We start from the raw sequence: 22797 nt of genomic DNA on the forward strand, positions 1-22797 counted from the left end.
CAAGCAACTCACAAATTTTGAGGGGGAAGTACAATGCCTAAAATGAAAACACACAGCAGTCTTAAAGACCGCTTCAAAATTACCGGTACCGGTAAAGTAAGACGTTACAAAGCGAATCGCAATCACTTGCTGTCCCATAGATCCAAACGCGCTAAACGTGTATTGGCGAACAGCCCTGTGGCATACTCCGGTGACGTTAGCCGTTTGAAACAACAACTTGCAAACCTGAAGTAATTATTAACACAACTTATTGGGAGGTTTATTGATATGGCAAGAGTAAAAGGCGGATTCGTGGTTCGTCGTCGTCATAAAAAAGTATTGAAATTGGCAAAGGGTTATTTTGGTTCGAAACACCGCATCTTCAAAACAGCTAACGAGCAGGTTATGAAATCCCTGCTGTACGCATACCGTGACCGTCGCACGAAAAAACGCGACTTCCGCAGACTGTGGATCGTTCGTATCAATGCGGCTGCTCGCATGAACGGTTTGTCTTACAGCAAATTGATGCACGGTTTGAAGTTGGCTGAAGTAAACATCAACCGTAAAATGTTGGCCGACCTGGCCGTAAACGACATTAACGCGTTCAACTCTTTGGCTACTGTAGCTAAAGAAAAAATCAACGCTTAATAAATACGGTACAAACAGCCGTCGTCCTGGTTGGAATTTAACCGGGAACGACGGCTGTTTTCATTTTATAGAGTCAACCGTCTTTTTACTGGGTTATTCTGTGTGTGTGGAGAACCCTGATATTGGGAAAGATGAAGGGTAAAGAAAAGGAAAGCGAATCTTCGACACTCCCAAATTGACACATAGCGAACGTTGGATGTGAATTGTGTCGAAGGTAAGCGTTTCATTTCACAAAAAGGCGAAACTTATTTAACCTATGGTCATTAAAGGTATGGATTTTAGGCGGTTTTAAATGTATAATCGTCCTGTACAGAGGTCAAAAATGGTCACAATATTTTAAGGGGGATTAATCGTCAATGAAGTCAATGAACAAAACCTTCAAATTTTCTTTAGTCATGGTACTTGCTGTGATGATGATTTTGGCGGGATGCGGCAACAACAAGAACAATGCAGCAAACAACGGTGGCTCGTCCAACAAAGGAACAGAAGCCAGCAATGGTGGTAACAACGGCGGAAGTAAAGCATCCGACATCAAGGTCGGTCTTGTTACGGACATTGGCGGCGTAAACGACAAATCCTTTAACGAATCCGCATGGGAAGCTCTTGAAGCCCTGAACAAGGAACAAGGCATCCAACACAAGTATTTGCAAAGCAGCAGCAGCTCGGACTACATCCCTAACCTGAACCAGTTTGTGCAAGGCGGTTATGACCTGACTTGGGCAATCGGTTTTGATTTGGGCGATGCGTTGAAGCAAGTGGCTGACGCCAACAAGGACGTTAAACTGGCGATCATCGACAGCGTTGTCGACGCGCCTAACGTTGAATCCGTTACTTTTGCCGAGAACGAAGGTTCGTTCCTGGTTGGGGTAGTTGCAGGCCTGACTACAAAAACGAATAAAATCGGATTTATCGGCGGTGCTGAAAGCCCGGTTATCAAACGTTTTGAAGTTGGTTTCAAAGCCGGCGTAGAAGCAGTTAATCCGGATGCTGAAGTGAAAATCACTTACGCAGGCGCTTATGATAAGCCGGACATCGGTAAATCGCTTGCCAGCCAGTTGTATGACAACGGCGCGGATATTATTTTCCCTGCTGCAGGACAAACTGGTAACGGCGTATTTAACGAAGCCACTGCACGTAACAATGCAGGCGGTGCTACAAAATTGTGGGTTATTGGCGTGGATAAGGACCAATCGCTTGAGTTTGGTGATGAAGTAACTTTGACATCGATGATCAAACGGGTTGATGTAGCGGTGAAGAACGTAACTCAACAAGTTATCGACGGAACATTCAAAGGCGGCGAAATTACGAACCTGACTCTGAAAGACGACGGCGTAGGCATTGCCGACACTTCCTCGAAGAATGTCAGCAAAGAAGTTCTTGATAAAGTGGAAGAGTACAAACAAAAAATTATCAATGGTGAAATCACAGTTCCGGCAGAATAATAAATCTATTCTTTACGGCGGTTTCGGCCGGATAGTAAAATAAAGCATAAGCAGGCAAGGCCAGTGTTGTATGAACTGGCCTTGTTGTTTGCGTAAATCCCAGAATGGTGAGGGTGATTTCATGAGCACCGCGGCTCCCGTAGTCGAGTTGAAGCAAATCACGAAGCGTTTTCCCGGTATAGTAGCCAACGATTCAATCAGCCTGACCTTGCGCAAAGGGGAAATTCATGCGCTTCTAGGGGAAAATGGGGCAGGCAAGTCTACTTTGATGAATATTTTGTTCGGGCTTTATCAGCCGGACGAGGGTTCCATTGAGATCGACGGGAAGCCGGTAACGATCGATAATCCGAACAAGGCGATAAAATTAGGAATAGGCATGGTTCATCAGCATTTCAAGCTGGTTCAGCCTTTCACGGTCACTGAGAATATTATTCTTGGTATGGAACCGACGAAAGGGCTTAATATCGACTATAAATCGGCGTCCGCCGAAGTGGCGAAATTGTCGGAGCAGTATGGTCTTCACGTTAATCCAAACTCCAAAATCCAAGATATTTCGGTCGGAATGCAGCAACGCGTGGAAATTATGAAGACCTTGTTCCGCGGCGCGGATATTCTTATATTTGACGAGCCGACGGCCGTGTTGACCCCGCAGGAAATCGTGGAATTAATGGCGATTATGCGGCGGTTGGTTGCGGAAGGAAAGTCAATCATCCTGATTACTCACAAATTAAAAGAAATTATGGAAATTTCCGACCGTGTAACGATTATTCGGCGCGGCAAAGTGATCGATACCGTGGATACCGACAATACCAATCCGAACGAACTGGCTGAGAAAATGGTCGGCCGCGGTGTTACGTTCAAAATTGAGAAAGACGCTCCGGTTATCGGACAACCTGTCTTGCAGTTAAATCAGGTGAAGATGAACGATAAACAAGGGGTCTCCGTTTTGAATGGATTGGACCTGGAAGTTAAAGCGGGAGAAATCGTCGGTATCGCAGGCGTGGACGGCAATGGACAATCCGAGCTAATCGAGGCAATTACAGGGCTTCGTAAAATTGACTCGGGCTCGATTAAACTGTCAGGCAAAGAGATCGCGAACCTGCCGGCGCGCAAAATTATCGAGAGCGGCCTGTCTCATATCCCGGAAGACCGTCACAAGCATGGGCTTGTGCTGGATTTTTCCATCAGTGAGAATATGGTGTTGGAGACGTATTACAAATCTCCTTTCAGCAAAAACGGGTTTCTAGATCGCCGGGTTGTTGATAAAAATGCTGAGAAACTGGTACAGGATTTCGACGTTCGTACACCGAGCATAGAGACCAAAGCCCGCTCCCTGTCGGGCGGCAACCAGCAAAAGGCAATTATTGCGCGGGAAATAGATAAAAATCCGGATCTGTTGATCGCCGCCCAACCGACACGCGGACTGGACGTAGGAGCTATCGAATTCGTCCATAAACAACTGATCGGTCAACGGGATCAAGGGAAAGCCGTATTGCTTATTTCGTTTGAGCTGGATGAAATTATGAATGTATCCGACCGGATTGCCGTCATTTATGAAGGCAGAATTGTCGGCGAGGTGCTTCCTCAGAATACGAATGACCAAGAGCTGGGTCTGATGATGGCGGGCTTCATGGAAAAGGGAGGACAATCGGATGAGTAGATTGCGCAGAATCTTTACCCTGGACAGCCTGATCGTACCGCTCGTGGCTATTCTCCTCGGCTTGATCGTTGGGGCGGTCGTCATGTTATTGGGCGGATACAATCCGTTCGAAGCATATAGTGCCCTAATCAAACGGGTTGTGGGTAATCCGTATGACTTTGGGGAGACGATCCGACAGATCACGCCTTTGATCTTTACCGGGCTTGCCGTGGCTTTTGCCTTCCGTTCCGGGATGTTTAACATCGGTGCCGACGGACAGGTTCTCATCGGGATGACAAGCGCTACGGCCGTATCACTGTCCATGTCGGGCGTGTCGTCGTCGATTGTCGTGCCCGTGTCCGTAATTGCCGGGGGAGTTGCCGGAGGCTTATGGGCAGCGATCGCCGGATACTTGAAAGCAAAACGGGGCATCAACGAAGTTATAACGACGATCATGTTAAACTGGACAGCCCTTTATTTATCCAACTATGTAATCCGTCATTTCTTCCTTCTTAAAGGGCAGAACCGTTCGGAAGACATCGGAGCTTCGGCTGCGCTGACGTTCCTATCCGGCATATTCAACAATGCCCGGGTACATTGGGGGATCGTGATCGCCCTGTTGGCTGCTTTGTTCTTCTACGTTTATCTCTGGAAAACAAAACAAGGCTACGAAATGCGTGCGGTTGGCTTTAACCAGAATGCGGCTGAGTATGCCGGAATGAACGTGGGGCGCAACGTCGTGAAAGCCATGTTCATCAGCGGGGTGTTCGCCGGCTTGGCGGGAGCCTTCGAAGTGCTTGGCGTATTTCATTATCAGTCGGTTTTCGCGGCTTCTCCCGGATACGGCTTCGATGGAATCGCGGTGGCGCTTCTCGGTATGAACCATCCGTTCGGGGTCGTCCTGGCTGCTATCCTGTACGGCGTATTGACTTACGGTTCGGCAGGAATGAGTTTTGCGGCGGGCGTTCCGCCTGAGCTGATCAAGATCATTATCGGTTCCATTATTTTCTTCATTGCCGCGCAAGGCATCGTCCGCTTTGTACTGAAGCCATTCTACCTCAAGCGCAAGAAAGAGAAGGTGTTGTAATATGGACGTTCTTACGCTGCTAGGTCAGCTGCTCAATTCAACCCTTGTATTTTCGACCGCGCTGATTTTTACGGCTCTGGGCGGGATTTTCTCGGAGCGTTCCGGCGTGGTGAACATCGGCCTGGAAGGTTTGATGATCTTCGGTGCGTTCGCGGCCGGGGTAGGGACTTATTACGCCCAGGAAGCAGGTCTAGGAGGCATGGCCCCATGGATCGGTGTTTTCGCCGCTATTCTGGTCGGTATTCTGGGCTCGCTTATTCATGCCGTCGCTTCGATTACGTTTAAGGCGGACCAGACGATCAGCGGTATCGTAATCAACTTTTTGGCGGCGGGCTTAACCGTCTATATCGTCAAAATGCTGTTTAACGGTTCTGCGGAAACGCCATTGATTAAGGTTTTTCACAAAATCGAGATTCCGTTCTTACGTGATATTCCGGTCATCGGTGAAGGATTTTTCAATTCGTATCCAACGACGTATCTGGCGCTGATTCTTGTTGGTGTCGCTTATTATGTGCTGTTTAAAACGCCATTTGGTCTTCGCTTGCGCTCTGTCGGCGAATATCCGGGCGCTGCAGATACGCTGGGTGTCAACGTATCGAGAATGCGTTATATCGGCGTAATGATCAGCGGCGCGCTTGCCGGCATCGGTGGTGCAACGATTACGCTGACTACGACAAGTACCTTTGCCCACAATACGATTTCCGGGCAAGGCTTTATCGCGATCGCTGCTATGATCTTCGGGAAATGGAATCCGGTGGGAGCTTTTGGGGCGGCTATGTTCTTCGGCTTCTCCCAAGCGATCCGGAACTACGTTCAATTGTTCGAGTGGTCGAGAAGCATTCCACAGGAATTCATTTTTATGATTCCTTATGTATTGACGATCATTGTGCTGGTCAGCGCGGTCGGCCGTTCTTCGGCTCCATCCGCATTGGGAGCACCTTATGATCCATCAAAAAGATAATATTTCAAAAAGCCCTGCAGGCAAACACCCTGCAGGGCTTTTTTTCATATTTGCCGCGGTTTCAAGAGGGGGGGCCGGCCTATTTTGGATAGTTCAAGGGCGATGGCGCAAGCCGAGACAGCCGAAAATGAATATGGTGACTTGAACGCGAAATAGCCGAATCGTAAGATCCCCACTGGATCGTAAACAAACCCGGCTATTTGATTACATTTTGAGGAGGGTTACCATGGGAAGAACGGTGACGAAGAAGGAAGCCGAAAAATGGCTGGGTAAAAGTATTGTCGCCTACAAAAAAGATGGCAGCATGGTTACCGGTAAATTGGTTAAAATAAGCGGCAACCATCTGATTGTGGCTCAGAATTCACGCAAAAAGGTAAAAACCAAAGCGATTATTCCGCTCGTGTTGTTTGACCTGCTTGCGATCGGATCGGCTCCTTACGGCTACGGCGGTTATGGTTATGGCGGCTACGGCGGATACGGAGGCTATGGTCCTTACGGTCCTTACGGATACCCTTACGGGGGATTCTGGTAATACATCAATAGCGAATCTGCAGTTTCTTTTCGAGTTCAAAACATTGGGACAATGGGACATAGCGGACCGTATGGTAACCGAGATTGCGATAGAATACGTGGGCACGGGTATTGTCCCGATCCACCATGACTTTGGCTCGTTTGCAACCCCGCGATCCGGCGAAATTTTCCGCCTGGGCCATCAAGGTCTTGCCATGGCGGTTACGCCGGTGCGCGGGTGCAACAGCCATCATGTCGATATATAATAGCTCGCCGTGCACCATAAAGTGGATGAACGCCACCGGGTCGGCTTCATAGTTGGGCGAAACCACCAGCGTTACCCCGCGGGTAAGCCGCTTTGGAATATCTTTAATGACCGTCTTTAATTCATTGGGGGGCAGGTGGGAATAGGGGACAAGCTCCTTATGAATCAGGTCGTTGATCACGGGGTCATCTTGTTTGGGCCTTCTGTAGCGTATCATTTCACTCGTAATCCTCCTCACTGTGAGTACCGGATCGGACTCACCACATGCATAAAAGTGGGCGTTATCTTTTATCATATGACAGGAGGGGGCGGAAGCGTTCCGACGGAAATAAGAAGCCGATGAAACCGGGGGCGGACGGGATCGATGCAGGATTGCAGGGTCTATTCCCGGGCCAGCAAAATCCGGATTCGAGGGAGAGTTTCTAAACTGTCTTTCAAAAGGGTATTGACTCTGGATGTAAACTAATCATATAATGTGTCTAAACATTTTAACGATTATATCAATCGGCGATGAAGAGGACGAAGGTTTAAGGGCTCTTTGCTCAGAGAGTGGATGGATTTGCTGAGACCATCCGCCATTACCCCTTAAATGCGAGCTCACCTCGGAGCTATTTTCCTGAAAAACTGCAAGCGTTCCTAGGCACCGTTTGCGATGAGTCTATTAGGGAGAATCGTCAGGTCTGCGTTAGAGACCACGGGTAGAAGCGTCACTGCTTGTACTCGTCAAGGCTCGGTGCTGTGAAGAACCGGGTGAAAATGGGTGGTACCACGGAAGCTAAACCTTTCGTCCCTCGGAATAGGAGACTATTCCGGCGGACGGAAGGTTTTTTTGTTATAACAAGGCAAATAAATTTTAGAAATACCTAAGTTTTGGAAGGAGGATGACTGATGAGCGCGCAAATTCCTGCAGTGCGGTCTACAGAACAATTACGTGAGAAATGGATGAAACCGGAAGTCATAACCGGTTCGGAAATCTTGCTTCGCAGTTTGCTTTTGGAAGGTGTCGAATGCGTCTTCGGGTACCCGGGGGGCGCTGTGCTATATATTTACGATGCGCTGTACGGATTCACTGATTTCCATCACCTGCTGACAAGACATGAGCAGGGAGCGATTCATGCAGCAGACGGTTATGCTCGTGCAAGCGGCAAAGTCGGTGTCTGCATCGCAACTTCCGGTCCGGGAGCTACCAATACCGTGACGGGAATCGCGACAGCCTATATGGATTCGGTTCCGCTCGTCGTCATTACCGGGAACGTAGTCTCCAGCCTGATCGGAACGGACGCTTTCCAAGAAGCCGACATCACCGGCATCACAATGCCGATCACAAAACATAGTTATCTGGTCAGAGACGTAGAGGACCTGCCGCGCGTGATCCATGAGGCATTCCACATTGCCAATACCGGACGCAAAGGGCCGGTACTGATCGACATTCCTAAGGATGTCTCGGCCAATAAAACATTGTTTGAGCCTTCGCAAACCATCAATCTTCGGGGGTATCATCCAACTGTCGTTCCGAATCGGCTGCAGCTCGACAAGCTGGCCTCGGCGATCAAGGAAGCGGAACGTCCGGTCATCCTGGCTGGCGGCGGAGTTGTATATTCCGGCGGACACGAGGCATTGCTCGAATTCGTCAATCGGACCGAAATCCCGATCACGACGACTCTGCTGGGACTTGGAGCATTTCCAAGCGGACATGAGCTTTGGATGGGAATGCCTGGGATGCACGGAACTTATACCGCGAACCAGTCCATACAGCAATCCGATCTCTTGATCAACATCGGAGCAAGATTCGATGACCGGGTAACCGGACGCCTCGACGGCTTCGCTCCAAAGGCGAAGATCGTGCACATCGATATCGATCCTGCGGAAATCGGCAAGAACGTTAAGACGGACATCCCGATTGTCGGGGATGTGAAGACGGTTCTCGAATTGCTGAACCCATTGGTCGGCCGCGCGGACAAAGCGGACGAATGGAGAGCGCAAATCAATCAGTCGAAACAGGATAAACCGTTCAAGTATAAAGATTCCGATACTGTACTTAAACCACAGTGGGTTATCGAGCTTCTGAACGACACGACTAATGGAGAAGCGATCGTAACTACGGACGTTGGACAGCATCAAATGTGGGCGGCCCAGTATTACAAGTTCAACCAGCCGCGTTCCTGGATCACTTCCGGGGGACTCGGAACGATGGGCTTCGGATTCCCTTCCGCCATCGGTGCTCAAATGGCGCATCCCGAACGGCTTGTTATTTCCATCAACGGTGACGGCGGCATGCAAATGTGCGCTCAGGAGCTGGCGATTTGCGCAATTAACAAGATTCCTGTTAAAGTCGTTGTAATCAACAATCAGGTGCTTGGGATGGTTCGCCAGTGGCAGGAACTGATCTACGAGAACCGCTACAGCCATATTGACTTGGCAGGCAGCCCGGACTTCGTGAAGCTGGCCGAAGCTTACGGCGTCAAAGGCTTGCGTGCGACGAACAAAGAGGAAGCCAAGAAGGTATGGCAGGAAGCTATGGAGACGCCGGGACCGGTATTGGTGGAATTCGTGGTCGACAAAGGCGAGAACGTATACCCGATGGTTACTCAAGGTTCCACCATTGATCAAATGTTGATGGGGGACGATGAACAATGATGACAAGCCATACAATTGCCGTTTTAGTGAATGACCAGCCTGGTGTTTTGCAGCGCGTGTCCGGCCTTTTCGGCCGGCGCGGCTTCAACATCGAGAGCATTACGGTTGGCCAGTCGGAGGAAGAAGGATTGTCCCGGATGGTCATTGTGACCCAAGGCGACGACAAAACATTGGAACAAATCGAGAAGCAATTGTACAAACTGATCGATGTTATCAAAGTCGTGAACCTCAGTTCCAAACCGATGGTTGGCCGGGAATTAGCTTTGATCAAAGTGAAATCCGAACCGGCGGAACGTCCGGAAATTATGGGCGTAGTTGAAACCTTCCGCGCGGCGGTCGTCGACATCGGAACGAACAGCATGATCGTTCAGGTGGTCGGAGATACGGAAAAGATCGATGCCATGATCGAACTGCTGCATCCATACGGAATCCGGGAATTGTCCCGGACAGGGGTTACCGCGATGATTCGAGGCAACGCTTAATTTTCAGCACATAAGAAATTGCAGTTTTACTAATATTTCCGCCGGGTTTGGCGGGGGATTGAAAGGATCGCGAGGAAGCGGCGACAAAGACCGGTCCTTTGAATCACCCGTCAAACAGGCGGAGGTTCAAAATCATTGGGACATGCGTTATGCATACCCGCATACTATGGGAGGGCTTTAGAAAATGGCAGTTACTTTGTACTATGAACAAGATGCAGAACTCAGCGTATTAAAAGGAAAAACAATCGCAATCATCGGTTACGGCAGCCAAGGCCACGCCCATGCGCAAAACTTGCGCGAGAGCGGACTTCAAGTCATCATCGGTCTTCGTGAAGGTAAATCCTTCAATAAAGCAAAGGAAGACGGATTCGAAGTTCTGCCTGTAGCGGAAGCTACAAAACGTGCGGATGTTGTTCAAATCCTGATGCCGGATGAAACTCAAGCGGCTGTTTACAACAGCGAAATCGCTCCAAACCTGAAAAAGGGAGCAGCTCTGTTGTTTGCTCACGGTTTTAACGTTCACTTCGGCCAAATCGTACCGTCCCCGGACACCGACGTTTTGCTCGTCGCTCCGAAATCGCCGGGCCACATGGTTCGCCGTACTTATGTCGAAGGCTTTGGCGTTCCAGGTCTGATCGCGATTCATCAAGATGCTACAGGCAAAGCTAAAGAAATCGGCCTTGCTTACGCGAAAGGTATCGGTTGTACTCGTGCAGGGGTTATCGAAACTTCGTTCCGCGAAGAAACCGAAACTGATTTGTTCGGTGAGCAAGCGGTATTGTGCGGTGGCGTTAGCGCCCTGATCAAAGCCGGATTCGAAACGCTGACAGAAGCGGGCTACGCTCCTGAAATGGCTTACTTCGAGTGCTTGCATGAACTGAAGCTGATCGTCGACCTGATCTATGAAGGCGGTTTGGCAACGATGCGCGATTCCATCTCCAACACAGCGGAATACGGCGACTATGTTACAGGTCCTCGCGTAGTTACAGAAGAAACGAAGAAAGCGATGAAAGAAGTGCTGTCCGATATCCAACAAGGCAAATTCGCACGCGACTTCATCCTGGAAAACCAATCGAACCGTGCCTTCCTGACGGCTACTCGCCGCAACGAAGCTAACCATCCGATCGAAGTGGTCGGCAAAGAGCTTCGCGGATTGATGCACTGGATCAAAAAGTAATAAATTAAGCACAAGAACATAGTAAAGGCTGCGGAGTCATAGGACCCGCAGCCTTTTTTCGTTTTTTTGCGTGAAAGAAAGTCCGGTTTTATGTTTAGTTTGGAGCGGAATCGTCCAACTTAACTTGGAGGCTCAGAATTTCTGAGGAATTCAGATAAGTAAAAAGGAGAAGACAACATGACCAAAACCGTAAAATCCGTAACCTCTCCCAAAAAGTTTATTATCGGGCAAGACTTGCTGGAGAAGATCTATGACTATATGAAGCATTTCGGCGACAGCGCCTATGTGATCTGCGACGAATTTATTTTGGAACGCGCCTCCAAGGAAGCGGGGCAATCCATTGCCGCAGGCGGGGGCAAATCCGTATTTGAGAAATTCAATTACGAATGCACCAAGGAAGAAATACAGCGTCATCGCGATCTTCTCCATAAGGCGGGGGCCAATATCGTCGTTGGTATCGGCGGAGGGAAAACGCTGGATACGGCCAAAGCCACTGCTTATTACGAAAAGCTTCCGGTCGTCATTTTTCCGACCATTGCTTCTACGGATGCACCTTGCACGGCGCTGGCGGTAATTTACAAGCCTGACGGTTCTTTTGACGAATATTTGTTTCTGCCCAGCAATCCCGATGTGGTGTTGGCCGATACCGGCATCCTGGCTGCCGCGCCGGCCCGTTTCTTTGCGGCGGGCATCGGAGACGCTCTGGCTACGTATTTTGAAGCGAGAGCCTGCTACCGTTCGGTGGGAGATAATTTGGTTCTGATGAAGCCTTCGCTGACCGGTCTTGGAATCGCCAAACTTTGCTATGACACCCTGTTGGAGAATGCAGTCCAAGCAAAAATTGCCGTGGATAACGGGGTTGTAACCAAAGCGGTAGAAAACACGATTGAAGCGACGATTTATTTAAGCGGAGTGGGAGCTGAATCCGGCGGGTTGGCAGCTGCGCATGCCATTCATAACGGAATGACCGCCGTCAAATCGCTGCATCATGCCCAGCACGGGGAGAAGGTAACGTTCGGTCTGCTGGCTCAGCTCGTCTTGGAAAATGCGCCCCATGAAGAAATCGAAATGGTGATCTCCCTGGTAAAACAGGTGGGACTTCCGTTGACATTGCAAGATCTCGGAGTTAAGAAGTTCGTTGAGGAAGAATGGCGTCAAGTGGCTGCGGACGCCTGTGCGGAAGGCGACACGATGGGAAATATGCCTTTTCCCGTAACGCCGGATGACGTTTACAATGCGATTGTTGCCGCCAATGCGCTTGCCGAAGCTTATGATGAGGAAATGTAAATGTAACTGCCAATAAAAACTCCAGATCTTCAGTGGGTTGAAGCCGCTAACGATTAGCGGCTTTTTTTTAATTTCTAAAGCTGCAGATCGCTTATAGTTAAAACCTATTAATCTAATAGATTCTATATCTTTGTTTTCTGGTCAAAGGTTATGATACAACTAGGTTAGGATCTTTACGAGTGAGCTACTGAGAGAAAGGGAGTTGTATTGATATGGCAGAAGTGAAAAAAATCGCGGTCATCGCCGGCGACGGAATCGGACCGGAAGTTGTTGCGGAAGCGGAAAAGGTATTGAAACGTACGGAGGAATTGTTCGGATACCGGTTTGAAACGGAGCATGCCTTGTTCGGGGGCATCGCCATCGATGAGAAAGGAACGCCGCTGCCGCAAGAAACGCTGGAAGTCTGTCAGAAGGCGGATGCAGTTCTGCTCGGAGCCGTCGGCGGTCCGAAATGGGACAACAATCCTAAGGAACTGCGCCCTGAAACCGGATTGCTCGGAATTCGCAAAGCGCTCGGCCTGTTCTCCAATCTCCGCCCGGCCGTTGTATTTGATTGCTTGAAGGATGCTTCGACATTGAAACCGGAAGTGTTGGAAGGGACCGACCTCATGGTCGTTCGCGAACTTACCGGCGGCATCTACTTCGGCGAGAAATTCCGCCGCGAAACAGAGAATGGACAGGAAGCGGTCGATACTTGCGCCTACAATGTCAACGAAGTGGAACGCATCGTTCGCCAAGCGTTTGAAATTGCCCAGAAACGCCGCAAGAAGCTTGCTTCGGTTGACAAGGCCAATGTATTGGAAACCTCCCGTTTATGGCGCGAGGTCGTAATCAAAGTCGCTCCTGAATATCCGGATGTCGAGCTGGAGCATGTATTGGTCGACAACTGCGCAATGCAGCTGCTTCGCCGTCCTTCGAGCTTCGACGTAATCGTTACGGAAAATATGTTCGGCGACATTTTGAGCGACGAAGCAGCGATGCTTACCGGATCGATCGGCATGCTGTCCTCGGCATCGCTTGGCGAAGGAAGCTTCGGCTTGTACGAGCCGGTACACGGCTCTGCGCCTGATATCGCGGGTCAAAACCTGGCCAATCCGATCGCAACAATCCTCTCGGTAGCCCTGATGTTCCGCATGACGTTCGGGTATGCCGATGCGGCTGATGCGATTGAGCGCGCTGTTTCGGACGTACTGAATGCCGGTCACCGTACGGGCGATATCGCGGTTGACAAGAGTAAAGCGATTGGCACGAAAGCCATGGGTGACCTGATCGTAGCAACAATGAAGAAATAATATATCGTTTATAAATGATGAATTGTTCAAGATAAAACCTTAATTATAATAATTATAATTAAGAAGTGGTTATAATATTGACTTTGATTTTATCGAATGATACCATTTGAAATGTAGTCTCGAACTGAAAATGAATGATGTGTATACAGAAACTTATCAGTTTCTTACATATTTCAAAAGGAGGCCTTTTCAAATGGCAGAACGTTTGGTTGGAAGACCCGCACCGGATTTTGATATGGCGATCGTAACCGGTGACGGTAAGGAATTCGGACGCAAGAAATTGTCCGATTATCAAGGTAAATGGTTGGTATTCTTCTTCTATCCATTGGATTTCACATTTGTTTGTCCTACAGAAATCACGGCGCTTAGCGAAGCTTACTCCCAATTCCAGGACCTGGATACTGAAATCTTGGGTGTCAGCGTTGACTCCGAGCACAGCCACAAGGCATGGATCAATACTCCGAAAGACAGCAATGGCTTGGGTCAATTGAACTTCCCATTGGCTTCGGATATTACCAAGAGCGTTGCCCGCGATTACGGCGTTTTGATCGAAGAGGAAGGCGTAGCTCTCCGCGGACTGTTCATTATCGATCCGGATGGCGAGCTTAAATATCAAGTGGTAAACCACAATGATGTAGGCCGCAGCGTAGAAGAAACTCTGCGTGTGCTTCAAGCCCTTCAATCCGGTGGTTTGTGCCCGATGAACTGGAAACCAGGGGACAAGAATCTCTTTGCGTAATATCAAGTAAATAGCTGTTCAGGCCCCCTGTAGACGCAAGCCGTTTGCAGGGGGCTTTTTGCCCGCATCTCCGGAGCATACAGACTGGACGCATTTTAGTACAAGTTTGAGCTTATCCTATTTAATGAACGAGCAGCAATTTGTTGGAGGAATTTACAAGCTGGATCTCGAATAATTATATGCAATCGACTTTTCAAGGAATCCAGGTCTTACAAAACCTGTATGGGAAAGGGTGATGGGGAATGAGTTTTTGCTGCGGTGCAAGCATGATAGGAACGAAAGGGACTTTAAAGCATTACCGGACCCAGGTTCATAACGTTCCCCTGCTATTTTGCCCGGTGTGCCATCGGGTGGAAGTTCACTATAAAGTGGAAAACGAGTATGAGGTATTGGCCGAATATGCGCATGGCGACGGACTGTCGGAGATCGATTTCCAGGATTTCGTGATGGAAGACGAGGAATCCATCTTCGGCAATTGCGTGAACCGTGAGGATGAGGATCCGCTGGATGTTGTTCAGAGTCAGATCGACATGTCGCTGGACTTACTGACGGTAGCAAAGCAGATCGGCGATTCGAAATGGGAAAATGAACTCAAAAAGCGGCTGGCCGTCATGAGCCGGCGTAGAGCGAGATTGCTGCAAAAGAATAGCAGAGAGATGAAATAGCTCCCCACCGGGGGGCTATTACTTTTTTATAGAGTTGTGCTTTTGCGAGAGTATCCCCTTTTTTTCGACAGTATCTCTGATTGACGATATTTGGAAGTCTTTACTATGATTGAAATAGGCCGTTTTCGTGCCCGTCAATCGTCATCGATTTATTATATAAATAGGACAAGCTCATGGAATAGGAAACAAGATGGAGAGGTGAAGTCTCATATCAGATCTGGGTGATATGGGCTTTCCGCATAGTGATCGTTAGTTGTCGTCAGAGGCTGAAAGATCATTCGGAGAAAAAGGGGGAACCGACTTGTTGAGCGAATTCCAGGAGACATTGCTCCAGTCCGTTAAAGCGTATCAATCAACCGAGTCTGTTAAGAATAAGTACGAAAACGTACTGCAACATCTTGACAGTGGTATTATGCTGTTTGACAGCGATGGTGTTTTGACTTTTATTAATGTGCAAATGGCCAGGCTGCTGGAAATTCCGCGTCATTCTCTGATCGGTTGTAATTTGCTCCAGTTGCTTCGACACCCGCATTTAAGCAAGTTCAAGAAAAGAAAAATTTTACGGCTTTATAGGGAGACGATCTTTTATCGCAAAAAGAATCATGAACTGATCGATGAATACGGCAGGTACTGGTTGACCACAGTTACATACGGAGACCAAATGGAAGGCGATTATTTGTTCAGCATCAAGGATGTTTCCGAATTCAAGCAGATCGAACAAACGGCATACCAGAACGACAAACTGGCGATGCTGGGGAAGATTTCGGCCGCGATCGCACATGAAATCCGTAATCCGCTCACGGCGATCCGGGGGTTCATACAATTACTCAGGCCTCATCTGGTCCAGTTAGGAAGGGATGAATACGCCCGCATAATTTTAAATGAGATTGATCGGGCTAACGATATTATTTATGAATTTTTAAATTCCTCGAAGCCCTCGGCCCCGCAAAAAGTAGCGATAAGCATCGCGTCCCTTTTAAAAGAGGTCATTCTTCTGACCGAGAGCGAGGCGCTCATGATGGGTTGCGAAATTAAATTAAAAGAGGCTGAGGCGGGTCTAAAGGTATCGATTGATGTAAAACAGATCAAGCAGGTGCTTCTCAACATGATCAAAAATGCAATGGATGCGATCGAAGAAGTCGGCGGGGAGCATGCCGGCATGATTGAGATAGAGGCCGTGCCGGACGGGAAATATGTCAATATTTCAATCCGGGATAACGGGAACGGAATGGAGAAGGCGATGCTGAGCCGCTTGTTTGACCCGTTCTTTACGACTAAGGAAAAAGGGACTGGCCTGGGGTTATCGGTCAGTTACCGAATTATTAGAAATCACAGGGGGAATATTTACGTCGATAGTATGAAGGGCACGGGAACCGTATTCGTGATCTCCCTTCCGCTAGTTCAATAGTTATATTAATAAAGGGGCTGCCTTGGCGTGAAATCACGTCAGGGCAGCCCCTTTATTCATTATGCAAACGAGTAAGCAGGATGCTTATTTCGATTTAGGAGTCGATGGCGGTGCCGGAGAATCACTGCAGACCGCGGAACAAGATTTCCGCTGGGAGCAGGACGAGCAGGCCCCTTTTTTGCTTTTGCGGATTCCGCGGTATAGAGCAAACGCCGCATAAGAGAAAACAATCGTGATAATAACAATATCAGCCATTTGAACAGACTCCTTTCATTACTTCCCTTATCAATAAATGCAGCATCTATGTTAGTCCGATCCATTTTCCGCCTTGATAAATGATTACAGCCACCGTATACGCGAGGACCAAGGAATAACCGACAGAGAACAACGTCCATTTCCATGACGCCGTCTCTTTGCGCAACACGCCTACCGTAGCCAGACAAGGTGTGTAAAGAAGGACGAAAGCCATGAAACTGTAAGCTTGCAGCGGTGTAAAAGCCAGTGAAATCTGTTCCTGAAGGCCAGCCATATCAGGCACATGATAGATGATATTCATCGTGGAAACGACGACCTCTTTCGCCATAAACCCGGTAACCAATGCGGCGCCCGACTGCCAAGTTCCAAAGCCCAATGGCTCCAGCAAGGCTGCGAACAGACCGCCGATGGAAGCCAGGAAGCTGTCATCCATTTCTGCCGCGATTCCTCCCGGGCCGAGATAGGTCAATAGCCAGATAAGGACAGAGCCTCCTAGAATAAAGGTTCCGGCTTTACGCAGGAAGCCTTTTCCCTTTTCCCAGGTGCTCCGGAATAACGTTACCGTCTGTGGCATTCGGTATGGAGGTAGCTCGACCATAAAGAAGGATTTGCTGTCCTTGAACAGGAACAGGGAAAACAGCTTGGCAAGAACCAGTGTAAGCACAATGCCCATCACATAAAGCGATAAAACGATCAAAGCCTGGGAATTTGCGAAAAAGATGCCGGCAAATAACGCATAAACGGGAAGGCGTGCGGAGCAGGACATCAACGGGACCAAAAGCATGGTCAGCGTTCGTTCCTTCGGCTGTTCAATGCTTCTTGAAGCCATGACCGCCGGAACATTGCAGCCAAATCCGATAATAAAAGGAATTAGCGCTTTACCGTTTAAACCGACCATTTCCATTAATTTATCCATCATAACGGTAATCCGGGCCATGTATCCCGAATCCTCGATAAACGAGATAATCAGAAACATAATGAATATTTGCGGCATAAATACGAGAACCCCGCCCACCCCGCCGATGATGCCGTCAATAATAAGGGCGTGTGTAAAACCGGAGGCACCCACTGCTGTTAGCCCCTGCTCAACAAGAGTGCTTAACGGTCCGGAAATGAAGGCATCGAGCAGATCGGAAAGCGGGTTGCCAAGCCAGTCGAAGGTCAGCTCGAAGGTGAGTAGCATGAAGGCCAGAAAGATCGGAATTCCCCATACCGGATGGGCTGCGAAGGTATCAATCTTTTCCGTTAAAGTATGCGGTTTCCGGTTCGACTGATCGACTGCGGATGCGCAGATGTCCTGAATTATCTCCGTACGCACGGAACGGATGTAATCCTGTAGGGATGACGTATCTTCTTTCATGCGGAGCTGTTTCAGCGCATCTTCCTTAATTGCCCGAATGCGGGACAGAGTCGCTTCTGTAAGAGCTAAAGAGTTCATCACTGCGGGGTTATCTTCAAGTATTTGCAGTGCAATCCAACGAGGGGATAAGCCTGAGAAAGTCAGCTCCGAATTTACTTCCCGGGAAATACCGAGAATGGCTTCTTCGATAACGGCTCCGTAATGTATCGTAAAACAGGGCGATAAATCCTTTTCTTCTGTTTTGTTCATGCATGACAGCAACTCTTTGCTTCCAACTCCGGTTCGGGCTATCAGTGGCACAATCTCAGTATGAAGACGTTCCGATAAATAGGCCGTGTCGATAGCTAGCCCGCGGGCTTTCGCTACATCGATCATGTTCAAGCCGATAATGACGGGTTTACCGTATTCAAGCAGTTGAATCGTAAGATATAGATTCCGCTCAAGTTGGGAGGCATCGACGATATTGATGAGCAGGGAAGGGGAGTCCGTGACCAGATATTCAGCGGCCACGCCTTCATCCCGGGATAGAGGATGGAGTGAGTATATGCCAGGGAGATCGGTAAGAGGGCCGCTCTTGTCTTTGAGCTGTCCGATTTTCTTCTCTACGGTCACGCCGGACCAGTTGCCCACATACTCGTATGAACTTGTAAGCGTATTGAACAGAGATGTTTTACCCGTGTTGGGGTTTCCGATTAATGCAGCTCCGCTCATGATACCGACACCTCAATCTTCGCCGCTTCCTTCTGACGAATGCCCAATAGCTGTCCGTCGCATTCGAGCAGGATAGGTCCACCCCATAAGCAGCAACGCTTGACGGTGATATTCGAACCTTCGGCTACGCCCAGGTCGGCAAGGCGCCGCTTAAGAATGGGGTCTATGTTGCCGAATCTGCAGATGGACCCCGAATTGCCGGGTTGTAAGCTTGTTAAACAGCTTTGGCATGGTATCATCGGTCATTTTTCGCTCCTTTTTTAGGATGTTAAAAAAATCATTTATGTTTACGTATATATGTCTTCATTCAATCATTGAGAATCACTCTCAATTGGATTCAATTCAATATATCATGGCAGGAAAAGTCGAACTGTGATAAATATCATACCTAAAAATGATTCTTCATCTTTACTTTTTGATTTCGATTCAAGTAAGATGGAAAGTAAAACAGACAGGGAAAGGGATCGGTAGGGATGAAGGAAAATCAAAGCAAGATTGTCGACTGTACGATACGCGACGGAGGTTTAGTCAATAACTGGGATTTCAGTGTGGAGTTCGTGCAGAAATTGTACGCCGGCCTGAATGAGGCGGGTGTGGATTATATGGAAATCGGCTACAAGAACTCGCCCAAGCTTTTAAAGGGAGCCGATCAAGCGGGTCCTTGGCGGTTTTTGAACGATGATTTTCTCAAGAAGGTCATTCCTCAAAAAGGAAATACCAAGCTGTCCGCTTTGGTGGATATCGGCCGTGTGGATGAGAATGATATTTTGCCGCGGAGCGAAAGCCTGCTGGATCTGATCCGGGTCGCTTGCTATGTCAAGGATGTGGACAAGGCCCTGAAACTGGTTCAGGTTTTCCATGATCGGGGTTATGAAACTACTCTTAATATCATGGCGTTGTCCAACGTGATGGAAAACGAGCTGCTTGAAGCCTTTGAAATGATTAAAGAAAGCGTTGTTGACGTTGTATATATTGTAGATTCGTATGGAAGTCTCGATTATAAAGATATGGATTACCTTGTTAATAAATTCAAAACTCATTTGCCGAATAAGCGCCTGGGCGTGCACACGCACAACAACATGCAGCTTGCATTCTCCAATACGCTCGTTGCCGCCGATCTGGGAGTTGAATTCCTGGATGCGTCGGTATACGGCATGGGAAGAGCAGCAGGAAATTGCCCGACAGAGCTTTTGGTAACCCATCTGAAGAATACCAATTACAAGCTGCGGCCGATGCTCGAAGTGTTGGAGCAATTGCTTATTCCGCTTCGCGAGAAAGAGGAATGGGGCTATCTCATTCCGTACATGATTACCGGATCATTGGACGAGCATCCTCGTTCTGCCATGGCTCTCCGGGCTTCAGAGGATAAAGACAAGGCGGTTGACTTCTACGATAAATTAACGACGCCAGAAGTCAGCTTCGATAACAAAAAATAATAGATTCAGGGTAAAAGTTCGGCCCATTTTGTGCCGGACTTTTACCTGTTATGGCATTCTTTCAAAACACCGTTTCGTGAATTTTGAACAAAATTTATGAATATTCATGCGCTTTTTACAAGGTTTTAATTTCGCCGGCAGGAAAAGGTCGGTTTTTGTTGAATTGTACTACAAGGAAGCTTTACAGATAATTACCTCCGGGGGTTGAACACGAATGGGAATCAGGACAGAGGAGAGGGCAACGATCATCCAGGGAGGACTCGGTTTGGCGGTGATGCTCGGTGTCGTTATGTTTGCCGCCGGGAGTGGAAACCGTTCAAATGCCGCGGAATCGCTGCAAACTTTGCAGCTTGTAGCAGGTTTGGTCTGCGGTGCCGTTTCTTTCGCGATTTTTACCCAAGGGTGGATTTTGTTCACGGATAAGTTGTCAAAACAGCGGCTTTACTCTGCGGTGTTATTCTCCATCCTGGGAATACTGAGCTTTCTCAATGCCGCAGGAACGAGCGGGATCAAGCTGTTCGGTCTGGAGACCGGACTGCGCTTGTCAAATGCATTTTTAATCATTTCGCATCTATTGTGTGCGGCGGGAATGTTGATCATATTTTCAACGTCAGACCGGCAGGTTTCAGGCCAACATAAAATATTCGTGTTTTCGGGTACCGCTCTTGTTGCAGCGGCCGGAATTGTCTCATTATATACATATCAGAACCATCTGCCTGCGGGTTTGCTTGAGTTTCAGAATATCACAGTCAAAATGGTTTTAATGTCTGCGATATTGGCGTTATATGCCACAGGCATTTTCTCCATTCTTTATCGTCACCGTAAAGAGCGCCCTAGAGCGGCTCTGACAGTGATTCGCGCCTTGATGTTCATGATGATGGGCTTCACCCTGCTGATGACAGGCATTCCGGGGGATTCCAGACTGGCCCATGTCCTGGGCAGCTGGTATATCGTAATTTCTTATTATTTCGTGCTTAAGGGCGTTTATCATTTGACGATTGATGAACCGTTTCGGGGCCAGCGGGCGATCGAAGCGAAGATGAAGTATATGGCTTATCACGATGATCTTACAGGTCTTCCTAATCTCAGACGTATGAAGGAATTTCTTGGATCGCTGTTGACGTCCCACGGGAAGGATGAGCCGGTGAGAACGGGCGTGGCGGTTATTAATATCGATCGGTTCAAGGCAATAAACGATTCTTTGGGCTACAGCGCGGGAGACAAGCTCCTGATGGAAGTGGGAGAGCGCTTGAGCGGACTATGCCTTCAAGGAGAAAAGGTGTTCCGGATGGGGGAAGATGAGTTTGCCGTTATTTTTCCCGGTCCCAAAGAGGTAACCGAACTGGAGTCGCGTGCTGAGCAGCTGCTTGTGTCGGTGGATCCATCTATTTTGATCGATGAGACCGAGTACCACATCTCGTTAAGTATGGGGCTTTCGATTTATCCCGAAGACGGTGATTCCGTAGATCAGCTGATCCAATACGCGGATATGGCGGTTCACCATGCGAAAGAGCATGATCAGATATTCATCCGGTATACGGAAGCTATGAAGAAGCGTACCCAATCCAGAGTGGAATTGGAGAACGATATGCGAAAAGCGCTGGAACGGGACGAATTCTTTCTGGAGTATCAGCCTCAATTCAGTCTGCTCACCGGAAAGATGGTCGGCATGGAAGCGCTGGTCCGCTGGAATCATCCCAAACGGGGATTGCTTCCGCCCAATGACTTCATTCCGTTGGCCGAAGATTCCGGTCTGATCGTACCTCTAGGCGAATGGGTGCTTAAAACGGCTTGCGAGCATAACAGGAAATGGCAGTTGGATGGATATGAGCCGGTTTGCGTTTCGGTGAATTTATCCATGCGCCAGTTCCGTCAGTATAATTTGGCAGACAAGGTGGATGCGATCTTGAGAGAGGTTGGCCTGGATGCCAAATATTTGGAACTGGAGGTCACGGAGAGCATGACCTTCGATATCGATACGGCCTTGAACCAGCTCCAAAGTCTGAAGCGTTTGGGAGTACATATTAGCATCGACGACTTCGGAACAGGCTACAGCTCGCTTAATTATTTGAAAAGCCTGCCGATTGACCGTTTGAAAATCGACCGCTCTTTTGTAAAAGAGGTTATGCTGGATGGAAATGATGCCGCGATCGTTTCCACCATTACGACGATGGCGCATCATTTGAAACTGAAGGTCACCGCGGAAGGTGTGGAAAGCGAAGAACAGCTTGAATTTCTTAAAGGTCAAAACTGCCACGAAGGCCAAGGGTACTTGTTCAGCAAACCCGTCCCGGCCCGAGTGCTTGAAAGTCAGTTCCTTAGCCGGCTTGCCGGCTAAGGATTTTTCTTTCTATTTTCATGCCTTAGGAAGGACATCAAAAAAGGTGTTGCAACGTAAAGGGAAAAGTGATATATTATATTTTGTCTTCACGAACGATATTTTTCAAAAGTGAAGCTTCGGGACGTAGCTCAGCTTGGTAGAGCACCTGGTTTGGGACCAGGGGGTCGCATGTTCAAATCGTGTCGTCCCGACCATGATTATTTAGACTCAGCGGGTCTGATTTTCATACATACGCGGGTGTAGTTCAATGGTAGAACTCCAGCCTTCCAAGCTGGTAGCGTGGGTTCGATTCCCATCACCCGCTCCATACATCACTAACGACAAAGTTGCCGGTGGGCAACTTTTTTTGTTGTCTGCGTGCCCAGCTAAGCACGCATCTTCTAGCCGGTGAAAGTCCGGTCGCGGGAGGAGCCAAGTCCCCGCGTAGCTAGGATACTTGCGTACGGCGAGATCTGTGCGTAAAAGCGTATCGACAA

21 protein-coding genes and 2 tRNA genes are annotated in these 22797 nt (G+C 48.6%); 19 read left to right on the forward strand and 4 right to left on the reverse strand.

All coding sequences use genetic code 11. The features are described from left to right. The first annotated feature begins 33 nt into the window (after nt 1–33). The 7 genes from rpmI to KJS57_RS19670 all read left to right on the forward strand — a co-directional run bounded on the left by rpmI (nt 34) and on the right by KJS57_RS19670 (nt 6288). The gene (gene rpmI / locus KJS57_RS19640) at nt 34–234 is read left to right on the forward strand and encodes a 50S ribosomal protein L35 (RefSeq protein WP_211022049.1); all 201 of its coding nucleotides are present in this window, start codon (nt 34–36) and stop codon (nt 232–234) included. Between the two features lie 33 nt (nt 235–267). Then, nucleotides 268–627 (forward strand): 50S ribosomal protein L20, encoded by a 360-nt coding sequence (rplT, locus tag KJS57_RS19645; protein ID WP_108464861.1) that lies wholly within the window; start codon nt 268–270, stop codon nt 625–627. 365 nt (nt 628–992) lie between these two features. Further along, nucleotides 993–2069 (forward strand): BMP family lipoprotein, encoded by a 1077-nt coding sequence (locus KJS57_RS19650; RefSeq protein WP_211022192.1) that lies wholly within the window; start codon nt 993–995, stop codon nt 2067–2069. Nucleotides 2070–2190: 121 nt separating this feature from the next. Beyond that, nucleotides 2191–3729, forward strand: coding sequence for an ABC transporter ATP-binding protein (locus KJS57_RS19655; protein WP_211022051.1), 1539 nt, complete (start codon nt 2191–2193; stop codon nt 3727–3729). Further along, on the forward strand, nt 3722–4795 hold the full coding sequence (locus KJS57_RS19660) for an ABC transporter permease (protein ID WP_211022052.1): 1074 nt from the start codon (nt 3722–3724) through the stop codon (nt 4793–4795). The genes KJS57_RS19655 and KJS57_RS19660 overlap by 8 nt, the downstream gene beginning before the upstream one ends. Before the next feature lies 1 nt (nt 4796). After that, the gene (locus tag KJS57_RS19665; protein WP_211022054.1) at nt 4797–5756 is read left to right on the forward strand and encodes an ABC transporter permease; all 960 of its coding nucleotides are present in this window, start codon (nt 4797–4799) and stop codon (nt 5754–5756) included. 226 nt (nt 5757–5982) lie between these two features. Further along, on the forward strand, nt 5983–6288 hold the full coding sequence (locus KJS57_RS19670; protein ID WP_213656074.1) for a hypothetical protein: 306 nt from the start codon (nt 5983–5985) through the stop codon (nt 6286–6288). Nucleotides 6289–6292: 4 nt separating this feature from the next. Here the strand turns inward: KJS57_RS19670 and KJS57_RS19675 are convergent, their stop codons facing one another. Further along, nucleotides 6293–6748, reverse strand: a complete 456-nt coding sequence (locus KJS57_RS19675) for a GNAT family N-acetyltransferase (RefSeq protein ID WP_211022058.1) — start codon at nt 6746–6748, stop codon at nt 6293–6295. Nucleotides 6749–7419: 671 nt separating this feature from the next. On the opposite strand from KJS57_RS19675, the gene ilvB reads away from it, so the two are divergent. From ilvB to KJS57_RS19715, 8 genes are all read left to right on the forward strand, one after another. After that, nucleotides 7420–9168 (forward strand): biosynthetic-type acetolactate synthase large subunit, encoded by a 1749-nt coding sequence (gene ilvB / locus KJS57_RS19680; protein WP_211022060.1) that lies wholly within the window; start codon nt 7420–7422, stop codon nt 9166–9168. Then, nucleotides 9165–9650 carry an acetolactate synthase small subunit gene (gene ilvN / locus KJS57_RS19685; protein ID WP_211022062.1) on the forward strand — a complete coding sequence of 162 codons (486 nt, stop codon included), beginning with the start codon at nt 9165–9167 and terminating at the stop codon, nt 9648–9650. The genes ilvB and ilvN overlap by 4 nt, the downstream gene beginning before the upstream one ends. Nucleotides 9651–9834: 184 nt before the next feature. Next, nucleotides 9835–10827 (forward strand): ketol-acid reductoisomerase, encoded by a 993-nt coding sequence (gene ilvC, locus KJS57_RS19690; RefSeq protein WP_211022065.1) that lies wholly within the window; start codon nt 9835–9837, stop codon nt 10825–10827. 177 nt (nt 10828–11004) lie between these two features. Further along, nucleotides 11005–12114, forward strand: coding sequence for a glycerol dehydrogenase (locus tag KJS57_RS19695; RefSeq protein WP_213656075.1), 1110 nt, complete (start codon nt 11005–11007; stop codon nt 12112–12114). Nucleotides 12115–12326: 212 nt separating this feature from the next. After that, on the forward strand, nt 12327–13406 hold the full coding sequence (leuB, locus tag KJS57_RS19700) for a 3-isopropylmalate dehydrogenase (RefSeq protein ID WP_211022068.1): 1080 nt from the start codon (nt 12327–12329) through the stop codon (nt 13404–13406). Nucleotides 13407–13599: 193 nt separating this feature from the next. Continuing rightward, nucleotides 13600–14145, forward strand: coding sequence for a peroxiredoxin (locus tag KJS57_RS19705; protein ID WP_211022070.1), 546 nt, complete (start codon nt 13600–13602; stop codon nt 14143–14145). Between the two features lie 242 nt (nt 14146–14387). Beyond that, nucleotides 14388–14810: a hypothetical protein gene (locus tag KJS57_RS19710; RefSeq protein WP_213656076.1), complete on the forward strand. Its 423-nt coding sequence runs from the start codon at nt 14388–14390 to the stop codon at nt 14808–14810. A gap of 301 nt (nt 14811–15111) precedes the next feature. Then, the gene (locus tag KJS57_RS19715) at nt 15112–16218 is read left to right on the forward strand and encodes an ATP-binding protein (protein WP_211022074.1); all 1107 of its coding nucleotides are present in this window, start codon (nt 15112–15114) and stop codon (nt 16216–16218) included. Between the two features lie 84 nt (nt 16219–16302). Here KJS57_RS19715 and KJS57_RS19720 read toward each other — a convergent pair whose 3' ends face one another. From KJS57_RS19720 to KJS57_RS19730, 3 genes are read right to left on the reverse strand one after another with little or no spacing between them, the layout of a single operon-like run. Continuing rightward, nucleotides 16303–16473: a FeoB-associated Cys-rich membrane protein gene (locus tag KJS57_RS19720; RefSeq protein WP_211022076.1), complete on the reverse strand. Its 171-nt coding sequence runs from the start codon at nt 16471–16473 to the stop codon at nt 16303–16305. Between the two features lie 46 nt (nt 16474–16519). Further along, nucleotides 16520–18544 carry a ferrous iron transport protein B gene (gene feoB, locus KJS57_RS19725; protein WP_213656077.1) on the reverse strand — a complete coding sequence of 675 codons (2025 nt, stop codon included), beginning with the start codon at nt 18542–18544 and terminating at the stop codon, nt 16520–16522. Further along, nucleotides 18541–18783, reverse strand: coding sequence for a FeoA family protein (locus KJS57_RS19730; RefSeq protein ID WP_211022080.1), 243 nt, complete (start codon nt 18781–18783; stop codon nt 18541–18543). The genes feoB and KJS57_RS19730 overlap by 4 nt, the downstream gene beginning before the upstream one ends. Before the next feature lie 234 nt (nt 18784–19017). On the opposite strand from KJS57_RS19730, the gene KJS57_RS19735 reads away from it, so the two are divergent. From KJS57_RS19735 to KJS57_RS19750, 4 genes are all read left to right on the forward strand, one after another. Then, nucleotides 19018–19980, forward strand: a complete 963-nt coding sequence (locus KJS57_RS19735) for an aldolase catalytic domain-containing protein (RefSeq protein ID WP_211022082.1) — start codon at nt 19018–19020, stop codon at nt 19978–19980. Nucleotides 19981–20194: 214 nt separating this feature from the next. Next, nucleotides 20195–22318: a putative bifunctional diguanylate cyclase/phosphodiesterase gene (locus KJS57_RS19740; protein ID WP_213656078.1), complete on the forward strand. Its 2124-nt coding sequence runs from the start codon at nt 20195–20197 to the stop codon at nt 22316–22318. 120 nt (nt 22319–22438) lie between these two features. Further along, nucleotides 22439–22515 (forward strand) — tRNA-Pro (locus KJS57_RS19745). Between the two features lie 39 nt (nt 22516–22554). Further along, nucleotides 22555–22628, forward strand: a tRNA-Gly gene (locus KJS57_RS19750). The last annotated feature ends 169 nt before the right edge of the window (nt 22629–22797 follow it).

This window comes from Paenibacillus vini (genome assembly GCF_018403325.1).
GTDB lineage: Bacteria > Bacillota > Bacilli > Paenibacillales > Paenibacillaceae > Fontibacillus > Fontibacillus vini.